The sequence below is a fragment of the Salimicrobium jeotgali genome (assembly GCF_001685435.2).
Classification (GTDB): domain Bacteria; phylum Bacillota; class Bacilli; order Bacillales; family Halobacillaceae; genus Salimicrobium; species Salimicrobium album.
Map to the genome: position 1 here is coordinate 2,556,234 of NZ_CP011361.2, position 24,558 is coordinate 2,580,791.

General features: G+C 45.4%; 41 protein-coding genes. 4 read left to right on the forward strand and 37 right to left on the reverse strand.

What is annotated here, in order from left to right:
- The first annotated feature begins 1 nt into the window (after nucleotide 1).
- The 4 genes from AAV35_RS12995 to AAV35_RS13010 all read left to right on the forward strand — a co-directional run bounded on the left by AAV35_RS12995 (nucleotide 2) and on the right by AAV35_RS13010 (nucleotide 4,090).
- Nucleotides 2-1,093 carry an SAP domain-containing protein gene (locus AAV35_RS12995; RefSeq protein ID WP_008592600.1) on the forward strand — a complete coding sequence of 364 codons (1,092 nt, stop codon included), beginning with the start codon at nucleotides 2-4 and terminating at the stop codon, nucleotides 1,091-1,093.
- Nucleotides 1,094-1,244: 151 nt separating this feature from the next.
- The gene (locus AAV35_RS13000) at nucleotides 1,245-2,321 is read left to right on the forward strand and encodes a type I restriction endonuclease (RefSeq protein ID WP_008592597.1); all 1,077 of its coding nucleotides are present in this window, start codon (nucleotides 1,245-1,247) and stop codon (nucleotides 2,319-2,321) included.
- An 85-nt stretch (nucleotides 2,322-2,406) separates the two neighbouring features.
- Nucleotides 2,407-2,871, forward strand: a complete 465-nt coding sequence (locus AAV35_RS13005; protein ID WP_008592594.1) for an ImmA/IrrE family metallo-endopeptidase — start codon at nucleotides 2,407-2,409, stop codon at nucleotides 2,869-2,871.
- Between the two features lie 88 nt (nucleotides 2,872-2,959).
- Nucleotides 2,960-4,090: a site-specific integrase gene (locus tag AAV35_RS13010; protein WP_008592592.1), complete on the forward strand. Its 1,131-nt coding sequence runs from the start codon at nucleotides 2,960-2,962 to the stop codon at nucleotides 4,088-4,090.
- Between the two features lie 105 nt (nucleotides 4,091-4,195).
- Here AAV35_RS13010 and rpsI read toward each other — a convergent pair whose 3' ends face one another.
- The 37 genes from rpsI to tuf form a co-directional block, all read right to left on the reverse strand.
- Entirely contained in the window at nucleotides 4,196-4,588 is a 393-nt protein-coding gene (gene rpsI, locus AAV35_RS13015) for a 30S ribosomal protein S9 (RefSeq protein WP_008592590.1), read from the reverse strand.
- Between the two features lie 31 nt (nucleotides 4,589-4,619).
- Nucleotides 4,620-5,057, reverse strand: coding sequence for a 50S ribosomal protein L13 (gene rplM / locus AAV35_RS13020; RefSeq protein WP_008592588.1), 438 nt, complete (start codon nucleotides 5,055-5,057; stop codon nucleotides 4,620-4,622).
- 181 nt (nucleotides 5,058-5,238) lie between these two features.
- Nucleotides 5,239-5,979 carry a tRNA pseudouridine(38-40) synthase TruA gene (gene truA, locus AAV35_RS14435; protein WP_008592586.1) on the reverse strand — a complete coding sequence of 247 codons (741 nt, stop codon included), beginning with the start codon at nucleotides 5,977-5,979 and terminating at the stop codon, nucleotides 5,239-5,241.
- A 6-nt stretch (nucleotides 5,980-5,985) separates the two neighbouring features.
- Nucleotides 5,986-6,783, reverse strand: coding sequence for an energy-coupling factor transporter transmembrane component T family protein (locus tag AAV35_RS14440; protein WP_008592584.1), 798 nt, complete (start codon nucleotides 6,781-6,783; stop codon nucleotides 5,986-5,988).
- Nucleotides 6,776-7,648 (reverse strand): energy-coupling factor ABC transporter ATP-binding protein, encoded by an 873-nt coding sequence (locus AAV35_RS13035; RefSeq protein WP_008592583.1) that lies wholly within the window; start codon nucleotides 7,646-7,648, stop codon nucleotides 6,776-6,778. Before AAV35_RS13035 ends, AAV35_RS14440 begins: the two co-directional genes overlap by 8 nt.
- Nucleotides 7,624-8,460, reverse strand: a complete 837-nt coding sequence (locus AAV35_RS13040; protein WP_008592580.1) for an energy-coupling factor ABC transporter ATP-binding protein — start codon at nucleotides 8,458-8,460, stop codon at nucleotides 7,624-7,626. Before AAV35_RS13040 ends, AAV35_RS13035 begins: the two co-directional genes overlap by 25 nt.
- Before the next feature lie 127 nt (nucleotides 8,461-8,587).
- Nucleotides 8,588-8,944, reverse strand: coding sequence for a 50S ribosomal protein L17 (gene rplQ, locus AAV35_RS13045; RefSeq protein WP_008592578.1), 357 nt, complete (start codon nucleotides 8,942-8,944; stop codon nucleotides 8,588-8,590).
- 36 nt (nucleotides 8,945-8,980) lie between these two features.
- Nucleotides 8,981-9,925, reverse strand: a complete 945-nt coding sequence (locus AAV35_RS13050; protein WP_008592576.1) for a DNA-directed RNA polymerase subunit alpha — start codon at nucleotides 9,923-9,925, stop codon at nucleotides 8,981-8,983.
- Nucleotides 9,926-10,097: 172 nt separating this feature from the next.
- A complete protein-coding gene (gene rpsK / locus AAV35_RS13055) occupies nucleotides 10,098-10,493 on the reverse strand; it encodes a 30S ribosomal protein S11 (protein ID WP_008592574.1) in 396 nt (131 codons plus the stop codon).
- Between the two features lie 24 nt (nucleotides 10,494-10,517).
- The gene (gene rpsM / locus AAV35_RS13060) at nucleotides 10,518-10,883 is read right to left on the reverse strand and encodes a 30S ribosomal protein S13 (RefSeq protein ID WP_008592572.1); all 366 of its coding nucleotides are present in this window, start codon (nucleotides 10,881-10,883) and stop codon (nucleotides 10,518-10,520) included.
- A 24-nt stretch (nucleotides 10,884-10,907) separates the two neighbouring features.
- The gene (rpmJ, locus tag AAV35_RS13065) at nucleotides 10,908-11,021 is read right to left on the reverse strand and encodes a 50S ribosomal protein L36 (RefSeq protein WP_008592571.1); all 114 of its coding nucleotides are present in this window, start codon (nucleotides 11,019-11,021) and stop codon (nucleotides 10,908-10,910) included.
- Between the two features lie 33 nt (nucleotides 11,022-11,054).
- A complete protein-coding gene (infA, locus tag AAV35_RS13070) occupies nucleotides 11,055-11,273 on the reverse strand; it encodes a translation initiation factor IF-1 (RefSeq protein ID WP_008592569.1) in 219 nt (72 codons plus the stop codon).
- Nucleotides 11,251-11,586: a KOW domain-containing RNA-binding protein gene (locus tag AAV35_RS13075; protein WP_008592567.1), complete on the reverse strand. Its 336-nt coding sequence runs from the start codon at nucleotides 11,584-11,586 to the stop codon at nucleotides 11,251-11,253. The genes infA and AAV35_RS13075 overlap by 23 nt, the downstream gene beginning before the upstream one ends.
- Before the next feature lie 212 nt (nucleotides 11,587-11,798).
- Nucleotides 11,799-12,449, reverse strand: a complete 651-nt coding sequence (locus AAV35_RS13080) for an adenylate kinase (protein ID WP_008592564.1) — start codon at nucleotides 12,447-12,449, stop codon at nucleotides 11,799-11,801.
- Nucleotides 12,450-12,486: 37 nt separating this feature from the next.
- Nucleotides 12,487-13,779, reverse strand: a complete 1,293-nt coding sequence (gene secY / locus AAV35_RS13085; protein WP_008592561.1) for a preprotein translocase subunit SecY — start codon at nucleotides 13,777-13,779, stop codon at nucleotides 12,487-12,489.
- On the reverse strand, nucleotides 13,779-14,219 hold the full coding sequence (gene rplO / locus AAV35_RS13090) for a 50S ribosomal protein L15 (RefSeq protein WP_008592559.1): 441 nt from the start codon (nucleotides 14,217-14,219) through the stop codon (nucleotides 13,779-13,781). The genes secY and rplO overlap by 1 nt, the downstream gene beginning before the upstream one ends.
- 27 nt (nucleotides 14,220-14,246) lie before the next feature.
- Nucleotides 14,247-14,429, reverse strand: a complete 183-nt coding sequence (gene rpmD / locus AAV35_RS13095) for a 50S ribosomal protein L30 (RefSeq protein WP_008592558.1) — start codon at nucleotides 14,427-14,429, stop codon at nucleotides 14,247-14,249.
- 17 nt (nucleotides 14,430-14,446) lie between these two features.
- Nucleotides 14,447-14,944: a 30S ribosomal protein S5 gene (gene rpsE, locus AAV35_RS13100; protein ID WP_008592556.1), complete on the reverse strand. Its 498-nt coding sequence runs from the start codon at nucleotides 14,942-14,944 to the stop codon at nucleotides 14,447-14,449.
- Nucleotides 14,945-14,964: 20 nt separating this feature from the next.
- Nucleotides 14,965-15,327, reverse strand: a complete 363-nt coding sequence (gene rplR, locus AAV35_RS13105) for a 50S ribosomal protein L18 (protein ID WP_008592554.1) — start codon at nucleotides 15,325-15,327, stop codon at nucleotides 14,965-14,967.
- 29 nt (nucleotides 15,328-15,356) lie between these two features.
- Nucleotides 15,357-15,893, reverse strand: coding sequence for a 50S ribosomal protein L6 (gene rplF, locus AAV35_RS13110; RefSeq protein ID WP_008592553.1), 537 nt, complete (start codon nucleotides 15,891-15,893; stop codon nucleotides 15,357-15,359).
- Nucleotides 15,894-15,923: 30 nt separating this feature from the next.
- On the reverse strand, nucleotides 15,924-16,322 hold the full coding sequence (gene rpsH / locus AAV35_RS13115) for a 30S ribosomal protein S8 (protein ID WP_008592551.1): 399 nt from the start codon (nucleotides 16,320-16,322) through the stop codon (nucleotides 15,924-15,926).
- A 29-nt stretch (nucleotides 16,323-16,351) separates the two neighbouring features.
- Complete coding sequence (locus tag AAV35_RS13120; protein ID WP_008592548.1) at nucleotides 16,352-16,537, reverse strand: type Z 30S ribosomal protein S14; 186 nt, start codon at nucleotides 16,535-16,537, stop codon at nucleotides 16,352-16,354.
- Between the two features lie 25 nt (nucleotides 16,538-16,562).
- Nucleotides 16,563-17,102, reverse strand: coding sequence for a 50S ribosomal protein L5 (rplE, locus tag AAV35_RS13125; RefSeq protein ID WP_008592545.1), 540 nt, complete (start codon nucleotides 17,100-17,102; stop codon nucleotides 16,563-16,565).
- Nucleotides 17,103-17,129: 27 nt separating this feature from the next.
- Nucleotides 17,130-17,441 carry a 50S ribosomal protein L24 gene (rplX, locus tag AAV35_RS13130; protein ID WP_008592543.1) on the reverse strand — a complete coding sequence of 104 codons (312 nt, stop codon included), beginning with the start codon at nucleotides 17,439-17,441 and terminating at the stop codon, nucleotides 17,130-17,132.
- Between the two features lie 39 nt (nucleotides 17,442-17,480).
- Nucleotides 17,481-17,849 (reverse strand): 50S ribosomal protein L14, encoded by a 369-nt coding sequence (rplN, locus tag AAV35_RS13135; protein ID WP_008592542.1) that lies wholly within the window; start codon nucleotides 17,847-17,849, stop codon nucleotides 17,481-17,483.
- A gap of 41 nt (nucleotides 17,850-17,890) precedes the next feature.
- The gene (gene rpsQ / locus AAV35_RS13140; protein WP_008592540.1) at nucleotides 17,891-18,154 is read right to left on the reverse strand and encodes a 30S ribosomal protein S17; all 264 of its coding nucleotides are present in this window, start codon (nucleotides 18,152-18,154) and stop codon (nucleotides 17,891-17,893) included.
- 24 nt (nucleotides 18,155-18,178) lie between these two features.
- A complete protein-coding gene (rpmC, locus tag AAV35_RS13145) occupies nucleotides 18,179-18,379 on the reverse strand; it encodes a 50S ribosomal protein L29 (protein ID WP_008592538.1) in 201 nt (66 codons plus the stop codon).
- Nucleotides 18,369-18,803 (reverse strand): 50S ribosomal protein L16, encoded by a 435-nt coding sequence (gene rplP, locus AAV35_RS13150; protein ID WP_008592536.1) that lies wholly within the window; start codon nucleotides 18,801-18,803, stop codon nucleotides 18,369-18,371. Before rplP ends, rpmC begins: the two co-directional genes overlap by 11 nt.
- Before the next feature lie 18 nt (nucleotides 18,804-18,821).
- Nucleotides 18,822-19,463 (reverse strand): 30S ribosomal protein S3, encoded by a 642-nt coding sequence (gene rpsC, locus AAV35_RS13155; protein WP_008592535.1) that lies wholly within the window; start codon nucleotides 19,461-19,463, stop codon nucleotides 18,822-18,824.
- Between the two features lie 3 nt (nucleotides 19,464-19,466).
- Nucleotides 19,467-19,808, reverse strand: a complete 342-nt coding sequence (rplV, locus tag AAV35_RS13160; protein ID WP_008592533.1) for a 50S ribosomal protein L22 — start codon at nucleotides 19,806-19,808, stop codon at nucleotides 19,467-19,469.
- A gap of 20 nt (nucleotides 19,809-19,828) precedes the next feature.
- Complete coding sequence (gene rpsS / locus AAV35_RS13165; RefSeq protein ID WP_008592531.1) at nucleotides 19,829-20,107, reverse strand: 30S ribosomal protein S19; 279 nt, start codon at nucleotides 20,105-20,107, stop codon at nucleotides 19,829-19,831.
- A gap of 58 nt (nucleotides 20,108-20,165) precedes the next feature.
- Nucleotides 20,166-20,999, reverse strand: coding sequence for a 50S ribosomal protein L2 (gene rplB, locus AAV35_RS13170; protein WP_008592529.1), 834 nt, complete (start codon nucleotides 20,997-20,999; stop codon nucleotides 20,166-20,168).
- A gap of 25 nt (nucleotides 21,000-21,024) precedes the next feature.
- Complete coding sequence (rplW, locus tag AAV35_RS13175; RefSeq protein WP_008592527.1) at nucleotides 21,025-21,312, reverse strand: 50S ribosomal protein L23; 288 nt, start codon at nucleotides 21,310-21,312, stop codon at nucleotides 21,025-21,027.
- Nucleotides 21,312-21,935: a 50S ribosomal protein L4 gene (gene rplD / locus AAV35_RS13180; RefSeq protein ID WP_008592526.1), complete on the reverse strand. Its 624-nt coding sequence runs from the start codon at nucleotides 21,933-21,935 to the stop codon at nucleotides 21,312-21,314. The genes rplW and rplD overlap by 1 nt, the downstream gene beginning before the upstream one ends.
- Nucleotides 21,936-21,959: 24 nt before the next feature.
- Complete coding sequence (gene rplC, locus AAV35_RS13185) at nucleotides 21,960-22,589, reverse strand: 50S ribosomal protein L3 (protein ID WP_008592524.1); 630 nt, start codon at nucleotides 22,587-22,589, stop codon at nucleotides 21,960-21,962.
- A gap of 29 nt (nucleotides 22,590-22,618) precedes the next feature.
- Complete coding sequence (gene rpsJ, locus AAV35_RS13190; protein WP_008592522.1) at nucleotides 22,619-22,927, reverse strand: 30S ribosomal protein S10; 309 nt, start codon at nucleotides 22,925-22,927, stop codon at nucleotides 22,619-22,621.
- Nucleotides 22,928-23,246: 319 nt separating this feature from the next.
- A complete protein-coding gene (gene tuf, locus AAV35_RS13195) occupies nucleotides 23,247-24,437 on the reverse strand; it encodes an elongation factor Tu (RefSeq protein ID WP_008592520.1) in 1,191 nt (396 codons plus the stop codon).
- Between the last annotated feature and the right edge of the window lie 121 nt (nucleotides 24,438-24,558).

A 24,558-nucleotide genomic window follows, 5' to 3' on the forward strand; every position in this document is an offset into this window, starting at 1 on the left:
CATGGGGATTCTAAGTTGGCTCAAGAAATTAAGTGGAGACTCTGAAAATCAAAAAAACACCACCGATCTTTCTTCCTCTACTAAATCGGACGGCACCCATTTTGATATAAACCCCGTCTATAGAAAGAAACTTTCTAATGACTTATTTCCAGGTGAAGTGTTGTTGTTGAACTGGATCAACGGAAACAGTATCCCAGAGAGCTTTCCCAACTACTTTGCATACCATTACGGTATAGATGCTTCGTCTTCATTAGACAGATTAATTTCAGGCGGTTTCCTGAGATATGCTACCGCTACTGAAACTATCACTAAGCTCAAAAACGATGAATTAAAAGAGATCTTAAAATCTCATGACCTGAAGGTTTCTGGGAAAAAGGCAGACTTAATTGATAGAATCCAAGAATATTTGTCTTCTAACGAAATTGAAGAAGAAGTAAACAAATACTCCAGCAAGCTCTTCCTTACTGATAAAGGCCAAGAAGTATTTGAGGAATTTTATTATATCGTTCCTGCGCATAGGTTTGGATCTAAGGATGGCAGTTACAATGTAGCCAATGCGATTAAATTCATAAAGAATTCAAAAGCTGGGGTTACTAATTATGACATAGCCTTAGATCTTCTGAAAAAAGAAGAGAAATCCAATTTGAAAAGCGAGAACTTTGGACTCTACAGAAACAATAAACTTTATCTATACGACTTGCACAAACGTGAAGCGATGAACGATTACTCATTTATGTATATACTACAAGTCTTTATTATGGATATGAGTGGATTAGATAATGCCCAATATATTGATAAACCCGAGTCTATAATGTTTGCTCCTGGTATAAGAAACAATATAATTAAAGAGATAGAAAGAAATCAGATGAACGAAAGTCAGGTGCACACCAAGTTTTCTGAGGCTTGGAATCATTTAATACCCGATCTTCCTTTTCATTATCTAACTGAAGAAGAATGCCTTTCAGCTTTATGGTTATTTATTGATGAAGAAGAAGAGAAAGCTAGGCAACTTATCACCAATTCTTATAAAAATTTAAACAAAAATGAAATCACCAAGAAGACTAATTTGTATTTTCTTGATGATTTAATATAGGCACTTTGAGGATGCGCTGCAAAGGCTGTACAAGAAACAAGCGAATATTTAACGCGTCGAATGGCGTGTTTTTATTTTATATATTGTTGGCGAATTTTGTATTTTCAAGGTGTAAGAGGAACTAATCAATATTACATAAGGGGTGGAGAAAATGACAACATTTAACGAGAAAATCAGAACTTTATCCGAGAGAGTCGCTCAAATTAAGGATTCTATTACTACAGAAGAAGCTACAAAAACGAGCATTATCATGCCTTTCTTTCAGCATTTGGGCTACGATGTGTTTAACCCTGCAGAATTCACTCCTGAGTACACTGCGGATGTGGGAATTAAAAAAGGTGAAAAAGTCGACTATGCAATAATGCACGAGGCACAACCCGTAATACTTATTGAAGCAAAGTCAGTGAATGAACCATTGACTAAGCACGACTCTCAACTTTTTCGTTACTTTGGAACAACTACAGCAAAATTCGCTATTTTAACTAACGGTGTAACTTATAAATTTTTTACTGACTTAGAAGAGCAGAACAAGATGGACGCTTCTCCTTTCTTCGAATTTGATCTTATGGAAGTCCGAGAGAATCAATTAAATGAACTAGCCAAGTTTAAAAAAGATAGCTTCGACTTGGATAAGATCTTCAACACTGCTTCTGAGTTGAAGTACACTGGACTGATAAAAAGCTTCCTCCACGACCTTTGGGAAGAACCTACAGATGACTTTGTAATGTTTATTCTTAACCAAATTTATGAAGGAAGAAAGACAAAGAATGTTGTTGCTCAGTTCGAACCTATCGTCCAAAAGTCTTTCAAGCAATTCATTAATGAGTTGGTGAACGACAAGCTAAATGCTGCCTTGAAATCTACAAGTAGTGATGATTCTTCACCAAATATCCAGGAGATCGAAGAAATTGAGGAAGAAGAACAACTTCCTTCAGAACCAGAAATTGTTACAACTGAAGAAGAAATACAAGGATATACAATCGCCCGCTTGATGTTATCGGAGGTAGTAGATGAAGACAGAGTCTATTATCGAGATAACAAGAGCTACTTTAATATCCTTTTAGATAATAACATTCGTCGTTGGATCTGCAGATTGGGATTGAACAACGAAAACAATAAGTATGTTCAGTTTAATGATGAGGAAAAAACCACTTATCAACTTGAAAAGATTTCGGATTTAATGAAGTACAAAAATAAATTTGCAGAACTAGCAGAGAACTTCAAATAAATCAGTTATCAAGAAGGCGTGCATTTGTGCGCCTTTTGTTTTATACTTGAATCGAACATACGTTCTTTTACCGGAGGTACATATTATGAACTACACTACTACTCACTTAGAAGATGCAGTAAATGAATTACTAAAAAGCATCGGAATCATCCATCCCTCACAACTAGATATCTTCATCGTCGCTCCCCGATTAGGAATAGATCTCATCTTTTCTAACACTGAAACTCATTTCGAAGGCACCACAGTCTACTTAAATATCAACCTGCCACCTGATGAATTATGGTTTGCCTTCGCTCACGAACTTTGCCATATACAAAGACACGCTGGCAACCAACTCTTTTTACCAATGGACTTTGTTGCACTCCAGGAGGCGCAAGCAGAAAATTTCGCTCTTCATTTCTGTATCCCTACCTATTTATTAAAGAAGGTCAAGCTACCCAACGATATCCCCTCAGCGAAACAAGTAGTGGCAGGAGCCTTCAATGTTCCAGAAAGTGCAGCTGAAAAACGCTTGGTACAAATAGATAACAGAATCAAAAGTTTTGGCTGATTTTGTACCGGTAGAAACCGACTTGATTTTCATTTGTACAACCGAACCTTCAATTGGAACTATACGATTAGCATAAGGAGGAATAGACATGGCTTATATACGTAGAAGAAACAAAGGGTGGAGTTTTACTGTGGATTTAGGAATAGATCCAGCTACAGGAAAGCGCAAGCAGCTCACAAAGTCGGGCTTCCCGACAAAGAAAGAAGCTCAACGTGCTGTTGCTCAAATTGAAATGCAACTGGAACAAAATACGTATCAACCGGACCGCCGCTTCTCGTTTAAAGAGGTATACGAAGAATGGTGGAGCATCCACTCTCAAACGATTAAAGAGAGCACACAGGCCTTTGTGCAGTCGAAAGTAAACAGACATATCTTACCCCGGTTCGGCCATTTAAAGATCAGAGAGATATCCCCTACGTACTGTCAGCGCATGATTAATGAAATCGCTACGGAAATAAAGTCTGTGTCGGATATTAAGGTCCAGGCGAACCAGATCTTCAAATATGCCTTGAAGATGGACTATATCGCAAAGAACCCTATGCAGCATACAGTCATTCCGAAGAGAGATGAGGGAGAACTGGTCACGAAGATGGATGAGAAAAACTTCTGGAACAAACATGAAGTTATCCACTTCCTATCCACAGCAAAAGAAGAATTGGATATGAGGAACTATTTAATGTTTTACTTGCTGATTTACACCGGGATCCGGAAAGGAGAATTAGCTGCTCTTGAATGGAAGGACATTGACCTGGAGAAACGGACCATGTACATCAACAAGACGATGTTTTTCAAGAACAAAAAGGAGGTCATTCAAACAGCGAAGAAGAAAGCAAGTATCCGCTCCATCCGTATTGATGAAAATACCGCTGCACTCTTGCGCAAATGGAAGCTCCAGCAGAGTGAATGGCTATTGGAGAGAGGTATTAATCCTGAAACCAAATACGTGCTCACACGAGCCGATGGACGCCCTCTCAGACTTGCTCACCCTAATGACAAGTTGAACTCTCTCATCGATAAGCATAATCTCTCTCCAATCACCGTTCACGGCTTTCGACACACGCATGCCTCCCTCTTATTCGAAGCAGGAGCCACGATCAAAGAAGTCCAGGAACGATTAGGACATCGAGATATCCAGACCACCATGAATGTTTATGCTCACGTTACCGATGCTTCGAAAGGTAAAACCGCTGATCTGTTTGCTCAATTTATGGACCAATAAAACGTAAGTGGTCACGAATGTGGTCAAAATGTGGTCATTTGCCCATTTCAGGCATAGAAAAAGCCCTTCTCCCGATAAAGGGAAAAGGGCTTAAATACTGCCATATTAACGCTTCGAGAACTGTGGTGCACGACGTGCTTTCTTAAGACCGTATTTCTTACGCTCTTTCATACGTGCATCACGAGTAAGGAATCCAGCGCGTTTCAGTGGAGTACGGTATTCAGGGTCCGCTTCGAGAAGCGCACGTGCTACACCGTGACGGATCGCACCTGCCTGACCTGTGAATCCACCACCGTCAACGTTTGCGTAAACGTCGTAGTTTCCTTGTGTTTCTGTAACGACAAGAGGCTGGTTCAAAATCTTACGAAGAGTTTCCAATGGGAAATAGTCCTGTGCATCAGTTTTATTTACGATTACCTGGCCGGTACCTGGGACTAGACGTACGCGTGCTGTAGACTTCTTACGACGTCCCGTGCCGGAGTATTGTACTTGTGCCACTCTTAATTACCTCCTTTGTTATTAGCTATGATTAGCCGCGAAGTTCGTAAACTTCTGGTTGTTGTGCTTCGTGCTTATGATTTTCACCTGCGTAGACATGAAGTTTTTTGCTCATCTTACGTCCGAGACTTCCTTTTGGAAGCATGCCTTTGATGGATTTCTCCAGCATACGCTCAGGGAATTTCTCGCGCATTTCGTTAGCGGAACGGACTTTCAAACCACCTGGGTGATTGGAGTGACGATAATATTTCTTATCCTGCCACTTATTTCCTGAAAGTTCGATTTTCTCTGCATTAATAATGATTACGTGATCGCCAGTGTCAACGTGTGGAGTGTATGTCGCTTTGTGCTTTCCGCGAAGGATGGAAGCAACTTCAGTAGATAGACGACCAAGTGTCTGTCCAGCTGCATCCACAACATACCATTTGCGTTCCACGTTTGCTTCATTAGCCATGAATGTTGTACGCATGTCGGGTTCCCTCCTGATTTTTCATTAGATTTTTACTCTGATTCGATTTATATTTCAATACGATTAGTTTCCGGGGCTAATCGTGGTATAGAAATTAAATGCCACAAGATATCATATAACATTTTCATACCAAATGTCAATAGGCACACCAGGATTCGTTGCTTTTTTCCCGGAAAGAATATCAGTAGCTCACTTCCCACAAAAACAGGCCGTGACCGGGGGTCGTGAAACCTGCGAGCCTGCGGTTGTGTTCCGCAAGAGCCCGGGGTATCGTGTCGATTTCTTTTTTCCCCTCCCCGATCTCAAGCAGGGTACCCATCATAATCCGGACCATATTGTACAAAAAGCCGTTTCCTCTTACGATGAACTCCAGTTCTTCCCCTGTTACGTTCAATTCTGCCCGGGATACCGTACGGATTTTGTTTCCTTTCAGCGTAGTCTTCGCCGAACAGAATGCAGTAAAATCGTGAGTGCCGAGAAACTGTTTTACGGCTTCCTGCATTTTTTCTATGTCAAGATTCCGGGGATGATGATAGACCGTTCTCCTACGGAACACGTCCCGGGAACGGACCGGTCTTACATAATAACGATACTCTTTCTCTTTGACGTCGAACTGGGCGTGGAAACTTTCTTCCACGTATTCTGCCTGTTTGACATAAATATCAGAAGGAAGCAGGGTCTCAAGCGCCCTCACCCAGCGATTTTCAGGCACTGCAAGAGAAGTGTCGAAATGGAAGACCTGACCTTTGGCATGGACGCCGGCATCCGTACGCCCGGAAGCGATGATGCGTACGTGTTCTCCTTTATGCATAGTTCGGAGCGCCTTCTCCAGCTCTTCCTGCACCGTTTTTCCGTTAGGCTGGATCTGAAATCCCGAATAGCCGGTGCCGTCGTATTCCACTGTACATTTTACCCGTTTCATTATATTTCACACCCTCGTTCCTATCGTGGCCGCCATAATGAGACAGAACAAGAAAAACACGATGTAATCTTTTTTCCGGAAAAGCAGGGCCCGGATCTTCGTCCGGCCCTCCCCGCCCTGGTACCCTCTTGCTTCCATCGCCATCGCGAGCTCTTCGGCACGCTTGAATGCACTGACAAACAGAGGGATAAGGAGCGGGATGACGGCGCTCATCCTGTCTTTCAGACTCCCGGTACGGAAATCCACGCCCCGGGAAGCCTGGGCTTTTGATATCTTCTCCGCTTCCTGCATAAGCGTCGGGATAAAACGCAGGGAGATTGACATCATCAGTGCCAGTTCGTGGACAGGGAAGCGCAGTTTTTTCAACGGATGAAGCAGATACTCGATAGCATCCGTAATTTCTATCGGAGACGTCGTCAACGTCAGTAACGACGTGAACAGAATAAGCAGGAAGAAACGCAAGGACAGCGTCCCGCCCTGGATCAGTGACTCTTCATAAAACGGAAAGCCGAGCACCGAGAATAGTATATCCCCCTGCCTTGAAACGAACAGGTGCAGGAGGAAAGTGAAAACGATCAGAAACCATACGGGTTTCAGGCCTTTCACAATAAACGACAGCGGGACTCTCGTGGCAAGGGCAGTCCCTATGGCGAAGGCGGTGAGAATACTGTAGCTCCACACGGAATTAGCAAAGAATACGATAATGACGAAAAAGAAAATAACGAGAATTTTCGTCCTCGGATCCAATCGATGAATGAGAGAAGTACCCGGGACATACTGCCCGATGATCATCGAATTATTCATAATCGTCTCTCCTTCCCAGCCGGGATGTGAGTTCCTTTGCTAATTCAGCAAGGGGCTGTTTGTCGTATTCGATCGAAACACCGAACTCTTTCTCAATCTTCTCCAGGAACTCGAGCACTTCCGGTATATCGAGCTGCACCTGACGCAGTTCTTCTTTTCTTTTGAACACATCGAGCGGTGCTCCCTCCATATATTTCCTGCCCTCATTCAAAATGACGACCTCGTCGGCATACGTCAGGGCATCCTCCATACTGTGAGTCACAAGTACGGTGGTAAGTTCCTCACTCTCATGGAGGGAATAGAACATATCCATCATTTCTTTCTGACCCCTCGGATCAAGACCCGCCGTAGGCTCGTCCAGAACGAGCACTTTCGGCTTCATGGCGAGCACGCCCGCGATGGCCACTCTTCTCATCTGTCCGCCGCTTAAATCAAACGGCGACTTCTCTTTCATATCTTCCGGAAGCTGCACGGCTTCAAGAGCTTTGTTTACCCGCTCCCTGATTTCTTCCTCATCCACACCGAAATTTTTCGGCCCGAAAGCGATGTCTTTCTCCACCGTCTCCTCAAATAATTGGTGTTCCGGGTACTGAAAAACGATGCCGGTTTTTTCACGCAAACTGCGTAAATTTTTATTTTTCCTTCCGGCTTCGATGACGAAATCTCCGACCTTCACACTTCCGGAAGTCGGCTGCAACAGCGCATTAATGTGCTGGATAAGCGTGGATTTCCCCGATCCGGTATGCCCGATGATTGCAGTATACGATCCCGAAGGCACATGAAGGGAGAGATTTTCGAGCGCTCTGAATTCAAACGGCGTCCCCGGGCTGTATGTATATGTTACTTCGTTGAATGTAAGTTCCATAGCTCCTCCACCATCTCCTCATGATTTAGCGGTTCCTTCCGAAAAGAAACGCCGTACTGTTTCATCTCCTCCGTCAGCTTTGCTACAAACGGCACATCAAGGCCGATGAAGGAAAGGGAGTCTTTATGGGCAAACACTTCCCGCGGGGTGCCTTCGAACCACACTTCCCCTTTGTTCATTACGATCACCCTGTCCGCTGCCACAATCTCCCGCAAGTCATGGGTAATGGTCACGAGAGACATATTCGACTTTTCCTGAACGTCCCGGACCGTTTTCAGTATTTCCTGACGACCTTTCGGATCGAGCATAGCTGTAGCCTCGTCGAGCAGCATATAATCAGGCGCAATCGCCAGTACTCCAGCAATGGCCACACGCTGCTTCTGGCCTCCGGAGAGCCGGTGAGGTTCGTGGTTCTCGTAGGTTTCCATCTGTACATCCCTCAGACTTCCGGCTACTTTCTCCACCATTTCTTCCCTTGGCACTCCCTGGTTTTCCATACCGAATGCAATGTCATCCCGGACAGTCGTGCCGACAAACTGGTTGTCGGGGTTCTGAAAAACCATCCCCACTTTTTTTCTGATTTCCCACACAGACTCCGGGTTCACACTCATACCGTCCACACTGACTTTCCCGTTTTCGGCAAAGAGGAGCCCATTCATCAATTTGGCAATCGTCGACTTGCCGGACCCGTTGTGACCGATAATCGCCACCCACTCGCCTTTCTCGATGAAAAAATCGACATCTTTCAACACGGGCGGGGCGTCTTCCTGGTAGCGGAACGTCACACCTTCAAATTCTATCCTGTCCTTCATTTCCTGGCCTCCTCTTTGCTATTTCCCGGGAAATAGGGTGGAAATCAACTAACTTCCTGCACAAAAAAAGGGCTGGAGTTAACCTCACGAATGAGATACCGTCCTGCCCTTTCGCTATTATCAGACTTTATACAAGTTCGATAATCGCCATTTTTGCGCCGTCACCTTTACGCGCATCAAGTTTCAATACACGAGTGTAACCGCCCTGACGGTCTGCATAACGCGGACCAACGTCAGAGAACAGCTTCTGAAGAGCAGTTTCGGCTCCTTCTTCGTCTGCATCCTGCTTGTAAAGGAACGACTCTGCCTGGCGGCGTGCATGCAAGTCGCCACGCTTACCAAGTGTAATCATTTTTTCTACAGAGGAACGAAGTTCTTTCGCTTTCGCTTCCGTTGTTTCCAGACGTTCATGGATAATCAGATCCGTGGTGAGATTGCGCATCATTGCCACACGGTGTTCTGTTTTACGACCTAGTTTTCTCATCGATAACCCTCCTTTTCAGATGTTTCCTCTTTATCGTCAGTCTTCTTTACGAAGGCCAAGGTTAAGTTCATTCAGTTTGTGCTTAACTTCTTCCAACGATTTTCTGCCGAGGTTACGGACTTTCATCATATCGTCTTCACTCTTATTAGCCAGCTCCTGAACCGTGTTGATACCAGCACGTTTCAGGCAGTTGTAAGAACGAACCGAGAGATCCAGTTCTTCGATCGTCATCTCAAGAACTTTTTCTTTCTGATCTTCTTCTTTTTCTACCATAATTTCGGCATTTTTCGCTTCATCCGTCAATCCGACGAAGATGTTCAAATGCTCCATATATACTTTAGCCCCTAAAGAGATCGCCTCTTCCGGACGGATGCTGCCATCCGTCGATACATCCAGTGTAAGTTTATCGTAGTTGGAGATGTGCCCGATACGGGTGTTCTCCACCTGATACGTTACACGGGAGACAGGGGTGAAGATAGAGTCAACCGGAATTACTCCTATTGGTAAATCTTCGTGGTTGTTCCCTTCAGCCGGGCGATATCCTCGACCGCTTTCAGCTGTAATACGCATACGCAGATTCGTATTACTATCAAGGGTAGCGATGTGAAGTTCCGGATTCAGTACTTCAACGTCACTATCATGAGTAATATCAGCAGCGGTGACTTTTCCTTCACCCTGGACATCGATTTCCAAAGTCTTCTCGTCATCAGAATAAATCTTCAGAGCAAGTTTCTTCAGATTCAAAACGACAGTGGTTACGTCTTCCATGACACCTTCGATCGTCGAAAATTCATGAAGGACCCCGTCAATTTGTACAGATGTCACAGCGGCACCGGGAAGGGAGGATAATAGGATACGACGCAAGGAGTTACCTAGTGTTGTACCATACCCACGCTCAAGCGGCTCGACGACGAATTTACCAAAAGTAGAATCATCGCTGATCTCCACCGTTTCAATGTTTGGTTTCTCAATTTCGATCATTTACACAAAAACCTCCTTCAAAACGTCGAAACCCCGGTCAGACAGAAGTCCAACCGAAATTCCTCAGGCAGGCAGCCCCTCTACCAGTAAACTGCATCTCTAAGGTTAAACGCATGGCTGTTATTGGTGGTTATAACCCTTAAAGAGGGCGATAAAACAATTCAGACTATAATTACACGCGACGACGTTTCGGTGGACGGCAACCGTTGTGTGGAACCGGCGTTACATCTCTGATAGCTGTGATTTCGATACCTACTGCCTGGATGGAGCGGATAGCCGCTTCACGGCCGGCGCCAGGCCCTTTAACAGCTACTTCAAGATCTTTCATGCCGTTATCCATAGCTTCTTTTGCAGAAGTTTCTGCAGCCATTTGTGCTGCAAATGGAGTAGATTTACGGGAGCCTTTGAAACCGAGAGTTCCGGCACTGCTCCAGCTGATCACATTACCTTGCACATCTGTAATCGTGATAATCGTGTTGTTGAAAGTAGAGCGGATATGAGCAATACCACTCTCCACATTCTTTTTCACGCGACGTTTCCGGGTACGGGTGTTCTTACGTGCTACCATAACTATACCTCCTTTATCAATTGATTATTTACGTTTGTTTGCTACTGTACGACGAGGACCTTTACGGGTACGGGAGTTGTTTTTCGTCTTCTGGCCGCGACTTGGAAGACCACGACGGTGACGAAGCCCACGGTAAGAGCCGATTTCAATCAGACGCTTAACGTTAAGGGAGTTCTCACGACGAAGGTCACCTTCGACGTTGTAGTTGTTCAGTTCAGTACGAATTTTCGTAAGTTCATCTTCCGTAAGATCACGGACACGGGTAGATTCATCTACTCCGGCATCCTGTACAATTTGACTTGCCAGGGATTTACCGATTCCGTAAACATAAGTCAATGAGATAGAAATTCGCTTATCACGAGGGATATCAACACCTGCTATACGTGCCATAGGGAACGTGCACCTCCTTTTTTATTAACCTTGTTTCTGTTTGTGTTTCGGGTTATCACAGATTACCATTACTTTGCCATTACGACGAACGACTTTACATTTATCACAAATCTTCTTAACAGAAGCCCTTACCTTCATCATTCATACCTCCTTGTTATATCGGAGCTTATTCTATTTATAACGGTACGTTATCCGTCCTTTAGTAAGATCATACGGGGACAGTTCCACTGTCACTTTATCACCTGGAAGAATACGGATGAAGTTCATGCGTATTTTACCGGAGACGTGAGCAAGTACCGTATGCTGATTCTCAAGTTCGACTTTGAACTGAGCGTTCGGCAATGTCTCCACTACGGTTCCTTCAATTTCAATTACATCTTCTTTCGCCATCGAGTTGCTCTCCCTTCTCTAAATCAGTCACCAGTTCATTGATATATTTACTAACAGCAAATCGAAGCTTGCCGTTTGTGACACGACCTGTTTCCAGAAGGCTGCTTTGGACTTCCGGAGAGATGAAGTTCGTGCAGGACACATGCTGCATGTTCTTCTTCTTCGGCCTGTCGTATTTCCTCTTCTCTCCGTCAGCAAGCATTACAGCGCCATCTTCAAGTTTATCAATGACTACCGCATATTGACCTGCTTCCCGTCCACGCTCAATACGAACAATTTGACCTATTCGCGGACTCGATTCCGATTCACTCACAGTACGATCACCTTCATTTAAAGTAATAAACACAGTAATCGCGTCGGAGAGGAACTACAAGCTCCTGCCGTTTCGCATTACCACTTTCGGACACTAACTTTGAACATAACAAGGAACACTTTCAATTTCAAGAAAAAAGTTTCGCTATTACGTGAAAGGTTACCGTGCCCATCCATGGCAACCCTCATTTACTCCGGGTTCTCTGTTTCACCTTAAGAAAGATGCTGAAGGCGTTCATCAATATCGTTGAATACTTCCTCGATATTTCTGTTGCCCTCTACCGTAACGAGATAGCCCTTCTCTTCGTAAAAGTCCAGAAGAGGCTGAGCCTGTTCCACGTTCACTTCGAGTCGGTTTTTCACTGTTTCCGGCTGATCGTCTTCCCTCTGGATAAGAACAGCACCGTCGTTATCGCATTTGCCTGGTGTTTTCGGAGGATTGAATTGAACGTGGTACGTAGCTCCACATTCAGGGCAGACTCTCCTGCCGGTCAACCGGTCCACAAGTATTGTTTGTGGAACATCTATGTGAAGCACATAGTCGAGAGATGTCTCCAGCTCTCCAAGCAGATTCTCAAGAGCTTCTGCCTGTTCAAGCGTGCGCGGGAAACCGTCAAGGAGGAATCCTTTCTGGCAGTCCGGCTTGCTGAGACGTTCACGGACGATTCCGATCGTGACCTCATCCGGAACCAGCGCCCCTTCATCCATATATGATTTAGCTTCTTTGCCTAGTTCTGTGCCTTCTTTGATAGCTGAGCGGAACATATCTCCGGTAGAGATATGAGGAATGTTATATTTTTCGACTATTTTCTCTGCCTGGGTGCCTTTTCCGGCTCCAGGGAGACCCATCAAAATTAAATTCAACTTTTTCCCTCTCTCCCGTATCTTAGTTTTACACTATTTATTTAATGAAGCCTTTATAATGTCGCTTCACCAGCTGACCTTCCAGTTGCTTCATCGTATTCAGTGCAACACCTACCACGATCAAGAGACCAGTTCCTCCGATCTGTATGCTTGGCGGAAGCCCTGCAAGGGAGCCAAGAATAATCGGAAGGACAGATACAGCCGCCAAAAAGAGTGATCCTACGAAAGTTAAACGGTACATAACCCGTGTCAAATACTTCTCCGTATTCGCACCGGGACGTATTCCCGGGATATACCCGCCTTGCTTCTTAAGGTTTTCAGCCATTTGTTCAGGGTTCACCTGTACAAACGTATAGAAGTATGTGAACGCTATGATAAGCGCTACATAAATAATCATACCCGGCCAATTCTCATAATTGAAAATGTACTCGATCGTTGAAGCGATCTCGCTATTTTCAAAGAATCCGGCTATCGTTCTTGGAGCAATAATGAAAGAAATCGCGAATATGACTGGAATAACTCCAGCAGCGTTCACTTTGATCGGCAAGTGGGTGGAATGCCCACCGACTGGAGATCTGTTTACCTGACGTTTTGCATACTGAATAGGGATTTTACGCAGCGCCTGCTGAATGAACACGACTCCCACAATAACTGCAACAATCACAAGAGCAATGAGAGCCACGATGACGAGGTTGATGAAGAGTTCCTCTCCTGCGCCAGTTATATACTGATCATACAACTGGTTCACACCATTCGGAATTGCAGCAACAATACCTGCGAAAATTAAAATTGAAATCCCATTTCCTACGCCATGGGAAGTGATTTGCTCACCAAGCCACATAAGGAATGCAGTCCCGCCTGTCAGTACGAGCGCAATAGCTGCGAACTGAGGAATACCAGGGTTTGAGATCAGCTGACCTCCTGCCATGGCATTGAAACCAATGGACATACCAATGGCCTGTATGAAGGCAAGGACAATAGTTCCATAGCGGGTAAACTGAGCTAATTTCCGGCGTCCCACTTCACCCTGCTTTTTCCACTCTGCAAATTTAGGAACGACGTCCATCTGCAGAAGCTGCATGATAATAGAAGCAGTGATGTAAGGCATAATCCCCATCGCAAAGATGGAGAAGTTCTGTAATGCCCCACCTCCGAATGTATTCAGAAAGCCGAAAGCGTTCTGTTCATCCATGAAGTTGATTGCTTCATTATTTGTAAACGGCACGGGGATAAATGACCCCAGCCGGAATACGATAAGCATAAGCAGGGTGAAAATGATTTTTCGCCGGAGATCACCCACGCGCATAAAATTGGAGATTGTCCGGAACATTAAATCACCTCAGTTTGACCGCCCGCCGCTTCGATTGCTTCTTTGGCAGAAGCCGAGAACTTATGAGCTTTTACTGTGAGTTTCCTATCAATGTTACCTTTTCCTAGGATCTTAACACCAGCTTTTACTTTGCTGACAGTACCTGTTTCAAGCAGAAGCTCCGGAGTTACTTCCGTGCCTTCTTCGAAACGATTCAAAGTCTCTAAGTTCACAACTGTATATTCCGTACGGTGAATGTTCGTGAAACCACGCTTAGGCACGCGTTGGAATAAAGGCATTTGGCCACCTTCGAAACCTGGACGGATTTTGCTCCCGGAGCGCTGACCCTGTCCTTTGTGTCCACGACCGGATGTTTTTCCGTTACCGGAAGCCATCCCACGTCCTACGCGGTTACGTTTTTGACGGGACCCTACTTTGGAATGTAGTTCATGAAGTTTCATGTGAGCACCTCCTTATTTATAAATTGATTATACTTCTTTTACATCAGCCAGGTGTGAAATCTTATTGACCATTCCACGCATAGCCGGATTGTCTTCTACGACTACTGACTGGCGAATTTTATTAAGTCCTAGCGCTTTAACGGTGTCCTTCTGGTCCTGCGGACGGCCGATTACACTGCGCGTGAGGGTAACTTCTAACTTTTGAGCCATTGTATTTCCCTCCTATCCTACAGTTCTTCCACGGATTTCCCACGAAGTCTTGCCACATCTTCGGCACGCTTCAATTCAGTAAGACCCTTGATAGTAGCACGGATCATGTTGATTGGCGTGTTCGAGCCAAGAGACTTCGAAAGGATGTCCTGCACACCTGCAAGTTCGAGTACGGCACGGACAGGTCCGCCTGCGATAACACCGGTACCTTCTGCGGCCGGTTTCAACAGCACGTTACCGGCGCCGAAGCGACCGTGAATTTCGTGAGGAATCGTTGTATTTTTAATTGGTACAGTTACCAGGTTCTTTTTCGCATCATCAATTGCTTTTTTGATGGCGTCCGGAACTTCCTGCGCTTTGGCAGTACCGAAACCGACATGACCGTCTTTGTCGCCCACTACTACAAGTGCGGCAAAACGGAAACGACGTCCACCTTTCACCACTTTCGCAACGCGGTTGATCGTAACAACGCGCTCTTCAAGATCTAGTTTGTTAGGGTCAATCTTTGTACTCATACATGTCCCTCCTTTTACGATTAAAATTGTAGTCCAGCTTCACGAGCTGCATCGGCCAAAGCTTGTACACGGCCGTGATAAAGATAACCACCGCGGTCAAATACTACTGTTTCATAGCCTTTTTCTTTCGCACGTTCTGCAACGAGCTGACCAATGCGTTTAGCAGCTTCAACGTTGCCGCCACGATCAAGGTCGAACCCTTTGTCCATTGTCGATGCACTGGCTACTGTCGTTTCGCTCACATCATCGATCAATTGTGCGTAAATATGGTTGTTGGAACGATAAACGTTCAGACGTGGACGCTCCGCAGTACCGGAGATGTTCTTACGGACACGTGCATGACGTTTCTTACGCATAGTGTTTTTATCGGTCTTTGAGATCATTTAAGTCACTCCTTTCTTACCCTGACACCTTATTTAGCTGTCTTACCTTCTTTAGTACGGACAGTTTCGTTCTCGTAACGGATCCCTTTGCCTTTGTAAGGCTCAGGAGGACGAATCGCACGGATGTTAGCGGCCACTGCTCCGACGAGCTCTTTATCAATGCCTTTGATGACGATTCTAGTGTTCGTAGGAACTTCGATATCGATACCTTCGCGGTTTTCGATTTCTACCGGGTGGGAGTAGCCGGCGTTTACGGTTACTTTTTCACCCTGTTTTTGAGCACGATATCCGACACCGCGGATTTCAAGTGCTTTTTCAAAACCCTGGGACACTCCTACAACCATGTTGTTGATAAGACTGCGTGTCGTACCGTGAAGAGCTTTATGCTCCTGCTTATCACTCGGACGCTCTACAGTAAGAACGTTGTCTTCCTGTTTCACGCTCATTTCGTCGGAGATAGTGGTAGCCAGCTCCCCTTTTGGTCCTTTTACTGCAACTCTGCTGTTTTCCTGGGTGACTTCTACACCTTCAGGCAGTTCAATTGGTAATACACCAATACGTGACATTCATTACACCTCCTGTTCGTATCTGTTTTCTTACCAGATGTAAGCAAGCACTTCGCCACCGATAGCTTGTGCACGTGCTTCTTTATCTGTCAAAACACCTTTTGATGTGGAAACGACTGCAATACCAAGGCCGTTAAGAACTCTCGGCACCTCGTCAGCCTGTGCATACACACGAAGACCCGGTTTCGAAATCTTCTTGATGCCTGAAATTACTTTCTGCTCTGTCTGGCTGTACTTCATGAAAATACGAAGTATGCCCTGCTTACCATCCTCTACCTGTTCATAGTCACGAATGAAACCCTCACGTTTAAGGATATCAGCGATCTCTCTTTTCAGGTTAGAAGCCGGTAGCTCCAACTTCTCGTGACGTACCATATTCGCGTTACGAATACGAGTCAGCATATCTGCAATTGGATCTGTCATTGTCATAACTTTTACCTCCTTCCCAGTCCTCGGGTTTACCAGCTGGCTTTTTTGACGCCAGGAATTTGTCCTTTATATGCTAGTTCGCGGAAACATATACGGCACAACTTGAATTTACGAAGTACGGAATGCGGACGTCCGCAACGTTCACAACGAGTGTATTCACGTACCTGGAATTTCTGTTTGCGCTGTTGTTTCGCAACCATTGATTTTTTAGCCACTATTTTCCCTCCTTATAGTCAGTTCTTAGTTTTTAAACGGCATGCCGAACTGAGCTAATAGTTCACGAGACTCTTCGTCTGATTCAGCACTGGTAACGATAACGATATCCATACCACGTACTTTGTTAACTTTGTCATAGTCGATTTCCGGGAAAATCAATTGTTCTTTCACACCTAGAGTGTAGTTACCGCGGCCGTCGAATGCTTTCTTGGAGATACCACGGAAGTCACGGACACGTGGCAATGACACGGCGATCAACTTCTGAAAGAATTCGTACATGCGCTCTCCGCGCAGAGTAACTTTAGCTCCGATTGGCATTCCTTCACGAAGACGGAATCCAGCGATAGATTTCTTCGCTTTCGTTACCATCGGTTTCTGACCGGAGATAAGCTCCAGTTCCTCTACCGCGTTATCGAGTGCTTTAGCGTTCTGCACAGCATCGCCTACACCCATGTTAATAACGATTTTTTCAATTTTAGGAGTTTCCATTACGGAATCGTAGTTGAACTTTTCCATAAGAGATGGAACAATTTCTTTTTGATACTTCTGTTGAAGTTCGTTCATCGGTAAGCCCTCCTTTCGCCAGTTGGATTATTTATCTAGTGCTTCACCGGATTTTTTCGCGATACGAACCTTTTTACCGTTCTCTGTCTTATGACCGATTCTTGTCGGTTCACCGGACTTAGGATCGATCGGCAAAACGTTGGATACATGGATAGCTGCTTCCTGAGTAAGGATACCGCCCTGAGGATTATCCTGAGAAGGCTGAGCGTGTTTTTTCACTTCGTTGACGCCTTCAACGAGGACACGTTCTTTCTTAGGGTAAGCTTCAAGTACCGTACCTTGCTTTCCTTTATCTTTTCCAGAGATAACCATGACTTTGTCACCTTTTTTTACGTGCATACTTCGCGCACCTCCTTACCACGGCTTTCATAGTTTTGTTTATAGAACTTCCGGAGCTAGTGAAACGATCTTCATGAATTTGTGTTCACGAAGTTCACGGGCTACTGGTCCGAAAATACGGGTACCTCTTGGTCCTTTATCTTCACGGATGATAACCGCAGCGTTTTCGTCGAAACGAATGTAAGAACCGTCTTTACGACGTGCACCACTTTTCGTACGTACGATGACAGCCTGCACAACTTCACCTTTTTTAACAACGCCCCCTGGTGTTGCTTGTTTAACCGTAGCAGTGATGATATCACCGATGTTCGCAGTCTTACGACCGGAACCGCCCAGCACTTTAATGGTTTGGATTTCGCGTGCACCAGAGTTGTCTGCAACTTTTAGACGTGATTCCTGTTGGATCATTTACGTGTAACCTCCCTTCGGAATATCTCCGAATCATCTTTTTAGATAGTAACTGCTTCTTCGATTACTTCTACGAGACGGAAACGTTTTGTAGCGGATAGAGGGCGGGTTTCCATGATGCGTACCACATCTCCCTGTTTCGCCTGGTTGTTTTCGTCATGCGTTTTAAATTTCTTGGAATATTTAACACGCTTGCCGTAAAGCTTGTGGAATTTATACGTTTCAACAAGTACAGTGATCGTTTTGTCCATTTTGTCGGACACAACGCGACCAGTATATACCTTACGATTATTACGTTCAGCCATGTGAGGGTGTCCTCCTCTCCATTATTAATTGTTCGTGCTTAGTTCACGTTCGCGTGCAACTGTTTTCATACGGGCGATGGACTTGCGAACCTGACGAATGCGAGCAGTGTTCTCAAGTTGGCCGGTAGCCAGTTGGAAACGCAGATTAAAAAGTTCTTCTTTAAGAGACTTTACCTTCTGTTCAATTTCGGCAGTGGTTAATTCGCGGATTTCATTAGCCTTCATTGATTTCACCACCAATTTCTTCACGTTTTACAAATTTAGTACGAATCGGGAGCTTATGAGAAGCCAGACGCAACGCTTCACGTGCTACCTCTTCCGATACCCCGGCGATTTCGAACATGATTTTTCCTGGTTTAACAACTGCGATAAAACCTTCCGGAGCACCTTTACCGGAACCCATACGAACTTCGAGGGGCTTCGATGTATACGGCTTGTCAGGGAAGATTTTGATCCATACTTTACCGCTACGCTTCATGTAACGGGTCATGGCAATACGGGAAGCTTCGATCTGACGGGCAGTGATCCACGCCGGATCTACAGCCTGAAGTCCATATTCACCAAACGCTACAGAAGTTCCGCCTTTTGCGCGGCCTTTCAGACTTGGACGATGTTGACGACGATATTTAACACGTTTTGGCATTAACATAATGCGGTTCCCCCTTTCTTATTGATTGCCTTTTGTTGGAAGAACTTCGCCACGATAAATCCACACTTTAACACCCAGTTTACCGTACGTGGTGTCAGCTTCTGCAGTACCATAGTCGATATCTGCACGCAATGTGTGTAGTGGTACAGTTCCTTCACTGTAATATTCAGCACGGGCGATGTCAGCTCCGCCGAGACGGCCGGAAACTTGAGTGCGGATACCTTTGGCACCTGCACGCATGGAGCGTTGAATGCTCTGTTTTTGTGCACGACGGAAAGATACGCGATTTTCCAGCTGTTTAGCGATACTGTCAGACACTAAAGTAGCATCAAGATCAGGCTTTTTAACCTCGATAATGTTGATGTGAACTCGTTTGCCTGTGCGGTTGTTCAATTCTTTACGTAGAGCTTCCACTTCGGAACCACCTTTACCGATAACCATTCCGGGCTTTGCGGTATGGATCGTTACGTTCACGCGATTCGCAGCACGTTCGATCTCGATAGTTGATACAGAAGCTTCGCTTAGACGATTTTCGATATATTCACGGATTTCAATATCTTCGTGGAGCAGGTTTGCATATTCGTTGTCTGCGTACCATTTCGACTCCCAGTCGCGAATGACACCGACACGGAAACCTATCGGATTAACTTTTTGGCCCACTGATTATCCCTCCTTCTTTTCTGATACGACCACTGTGATGTGGCTGGTTCTTTTGTTGATCTGACTTGCGCGTCCCATAGCGCGTGGACGGAAACGTTTAAGTGTTACGCCTTCGTCTACGAAAGCTTCGGAAACGACGAGGTTGTCAGGATCCAGTTCGTTGTTGTGCTCAGCGTTAGCGATAGCTGAGTTTAATACTTTTTCAATAATCGGGGAAGCTCTGCGATTCGTGTTGCGTAGTGTCGCAATAGCATCACCGGTGTCCATTCCTCGAATCAAGTCGATGACTAAACGCGCTTTACGAGGAGCGATACGGACTGTTTTAGCAACTGCTTTAGCTTGCATGGAAGTGCCTCCTCTCTACCTTAGCGTTTTGTTTTTCTGTCGTCACCAGAGTGCCCTTTGAACGTACGGGTCGGTGCGAATTCACCCAGTTTGTGTCCTACCATGTCTTCTGTAACATAAACTGGTACATGTTTACGTCCGTCATATACAGCAATTGTCTGACCGACGAAGTTTGGGAAAATTGTGGAACGGCGTGACCACGTTTTGATCACGTGACTATTGTTACCTTCGTTGTTGCTTTCGACTTTTTTCATCAAATGGTCATCTACAAAAGGTCCCTTTTTCAGGCTGCGGCCCATTGATAAACCTCCCTTCGCGATTGAGAGACGGGGTTGTTATCCCGCCCTTTCAATCCCGTTATTTTTTGCCTTTTCTGCGTACAATATATTTATCAGTAGATTTATTACGTTTACGCGTCTTGTAACCAAGAGTCGGCTGACCCCATGGTGTAACTGGAGATGGCATACCGATAGGGGCACGGCCTTCACCACCACCGTGTGGGTGATCACTAGGGTTCATAACAGAACCACGTACGGCAGGGCGCTTACCTTGCCAGCGGGAACGTCCGGCTTTACCGACGCTGATAAGTTCATGCTCAACGTTTCCTACCTCACCGATTGTTGCACGGCACGTACTGAGGATTAGACGAACCTCTCCGGAAGTAAGACGTACAAGTGTGTACTTGCCTTCACGACCGAGAATCTGACCGGAAGCACCTGCGGAGCGTATAAGCTGACCGCCGCGTCCTGGTTTCAGCTCGACATTGTGTACTGTCGTACCTACCGGCATGTCGATCAGTTGTTTTGCGTTACCCGGTCTGATGTCTGCATCTTTCCCGGAAGAAATTTCTTTGCCTACTTTAAGACCTTTCGGTGCAAGGATGTAGCGCTTCTCCCCATCTGCATAGTTGATCAATGCAATGTTAGCGGAACGGTTTGGATCATATTCGATCGTAGCAACGCGTCCTGGTATTCCGTCTTTATCGCGTTTAAAGTCGATAACACGGTACTGACGCTTGTGCCCGCCGCCTTGATGACGAACCGTGATACGACCGTGCGTGTTACGTCCACCGCGTTTGTGCAGCGGAGTAAGCAGGGAGCGTTCCGGTTTGTCCGTAGTAATTTCTGCGAAGTCTGACATAGACATATGCCGACGACCATTAGTTATTGGACGGAATTTTTTAATCGCCATCTTTTTTCCCTCCTTCAGGTTTTATTTATACTTCAAAAAACTCGATTTCTTCACTATTTTCAGTAAGTGTAACAATCGCACGTTTCTTATCGGAACGGTATCCACCGTACCTGCCCATACGCTTGAACTTACCTTTGCGGTTGATAGTGTTGACGCTGGCTACTTCTACTCCGAAAATCTCTTCGACTGCTTTTCTGATCTCCGTTTTATTAGCTTTTGTTTCCACTTCAAACGTGTATTTCTTTTCTCCCATAAGATCGGCAGAATTCTCAGTGATTACGGGGCGCTTAATAATATCGCGTGGTTCTTTCATTATGAGAGCACCTCCCCTACTTTTTCAGCCGCATCTTTCGTTACAATAACTTTGTCATGCGTAAGCAAATCAAGAACGCTTACCTGGTCAAACGTTACCGTTTCAACTTTTGGCAGGTTATTGGAAGAAAGAACGACATTTTCTTCTTTCTGTGCTGTAATGATAAGTGCACTTTCGTTTGCGTCCAGTGCTTTAAGGAAGTTGACTACTTCTTTCGTTTTCGGAGCGTCCATGGACAGCTCTTCTACGGCATAAAGGTTTTCTTCCTGTACTTTTGAAGAATAAGCAGAACGAAGTGCAAGACGACGTACTTTTTTAGGCAGTTTGTAACTGTAGCTGCGTGGTGTAGGGCCGAATACTGTTCCGCCGCCTACCCATTGCGGGGCACGGATAGTACCTTGACGGGCACGACCTGTACCTTTCTGGCGCCATGGTTTACGTCCACCGCCGCTTACTTCGCCGCGTGTCTTCACTTTATGCGTCCCCTGACGCTTGGAAGCCTGCTGCATAAGAACAGTCTCGTGAAGCACGTGTGTGTTCGGTTCGATACCGAATACCGCATCGTTCAAATCCAAATCTCCAACTTTCGAACCGCTTTGGTTAAATAGTGCTACTTTAGGCATGACATATCCTCCTTTCGTTTATTATTAGTTAGCCTTGACCGCACTTTGAACTTGTACGTAAGATTTTTTCGCACCAGGTACGTTACCTTTAACGAGAAGCAGGTTGCGCTCAGCGTCAACTTTCACTACTTCAAGGTTTTGGATCGTTACCTGATTGCCACCCATCTGACCCGGAAGGTCTTTGCCTTTAAATACGTGCATGGAGTTGATATCCCCAAGCGTACCAGGGCGACGGTGATAGCGTGAACCGTGTGTTTCAGGTCCGCGGGAGTGGTTGAAACGTTTGATCGTTCCCTGGAACCCTTTCCCTTTGGATGTTCCTGTTACGTCGATTGCGTCACCTTCTGCGAATAAATCCACCTTAACTTCCTGACCAAGTTCATAGTCGTCAGTATTAACGTTACGGACTTCACGAACGTAGCGCTTAGGTGTTGTGTTAGCTTTTTTAGCATGTCCTGTTTCAGGCTTTTTCACACGATTCGCTTTTTGATCAGCGAAACCTAATTGAATGGAATCGTAACCGTCATTTTCCGCAGTTTTCTTCTGAAGAACTACGTTCGGCTCAGCCTGGATTACTGTTACAGGTACAAGTTCTCCGTTTTCGGAGAAAATCTGAGTCATACCGACTTTACGTCCTAAGATACTTTTCGTCATCCGTTACACCTCCTATTATATCGTTTCATTTATAGTTTGATTTCAATATCTACACCAGACGGCAGGTCCAGACGCATCAATGCATCGACCGTTTGTGGTGTCGGGTTTACAATGTCGATAAGACGCTTGTGCGTGCGCATTTCAAACTGCTCACGAGCATCTTTGAATTTGTGGGTCGCACGTAGTACAGTGTACACAGATTTGTCTGTAGGAAGCGGGATCGGACCCGATACTTCAGCTCCAGAACGGTTAGCTGTATCTACAATCTTTTCAGCGGACTGATCCAGGACTCTGTGATCGAACGCCTTCAAACGAATACGAATTTTCTCTTTTGCCATTATTTTCCCTCCTTTATCGCCTATTTTCAAAACAGACTGGCTCCACGAAAATTCCTTGACACACCCGCCATGGCAAAGGGGCCGGGTGTGTCAACAACCTTCCGTATCATCGTCTTTCATGACCAACATTAAACATTATAAAGAAAAACCCCCTTGAATGCAAGGGGTTCAGTTAATTTTTATGTGATCATCCTTAAATAGTTTACCTATTTTTTTCGCTCAACGCAACTCCGTTTTGAAAACTTCTTCACGAATGGAAATGTTCTGTACACAAAAAAAGATCAGGGGAGCATCCCCTGATCTTTCCGGGCTTTCATTATTACTCGTCGATACGGGCAACAACGCCGGCGCCTACAGTACGTCCACCTTCACGGATGGAGAACTTCGTACCGTCTTCGATTGCGATTGGAGAGATAAGGTTAACTGTCATCTCTACGTTATCGCCAGGCATTACCATTTCTACTCCCTCAGGAAGTTCGATAACGCCAGTTACGTCCGTAGTACGGAAGTAGAACTGTGGACGGTAGTTGTCGAAGAATGGAGTGTGACGTCCACCTTCATCTTTTGAAAGTACATATACTTCCGCGTGGAATTTCGTGTGCGGCGTGATACTACCCGGCTTGGCAAGAACCTGACCGCGGTTGATTTCTTCACGCGCTACACCACGTAGAAGTGCACCAATGTTGTCGCCGGCTTCTGCATAGTCGAGAAGCTTACGGAACATTTCAACACCAGTTACAGTAGTTTTCTTAGCTTCTGGAGCAAGACCGATGATTTCTACATCGTCACCGACTTTAACCTGTCCACGCTCAACACGGCCAGTCGCAACTGTACCACGGCCAGTGATGGAGAAAACGTCCTCAACAGGCATCATGAATGGCTTGTCTGTGTCACGGTCCGGTGTTGGGATGTGAGCATCAACTTCAGCCATAAGGTCAAGGATAGCCTGCTCGTGGTCAGCATCGCCTTCGATAGCTTTAAGAGCAGAACCTTTAACAACCGGAGACTCGTCTCCGTCGAAGTCATACTCGGATAGAAGATCGCGAACTTCCATTTCAACCAGTTCAAGAAGTTCTTCGTCGTCTACCATGTCAGTTTTGTTAAGGAAAACAACGATAGCCGGAACACCGACCTGACGGGATAGAAGGATGTGCTCACGAGTTTGTGGCATCGGACCGTCAGCTGCGGATACTACAAGGATAGCTCCGTCCATTTGAGCTGCACCAGTGATCATGTTTTTAACATAGTCAGCGTGACCTGGACAGTCTACGTGTGCATAGTGACGAGTTTCAGTTTCGTACTCAACGTGAGCTGTAGAAATAGTGATTCCACGCTCGCGCTCTTCAGGTGCTCCATCGATAGAGTCGTATGCGCGAGCTTCCCCGCTGCCGGAAGTTTTGTGAAGTACAGTTGTGATTGCTGCAGTTAGAGTTGTTTTACCATGGTCAACGTGTCCGATAGTACCAATGTTAACGTGGGACTTTGACCGGTCGAATTTTTCTTTAGCCATTCTATAGTTCCTCCTTTAATATAATGAAAATGTATTTATAAAGGTATTGGATGGAGCAGGGAAGAAACCAAATTCTTCTCTGCTTACCATACAATTATTCCTTTTAAACGTCAATAAGATT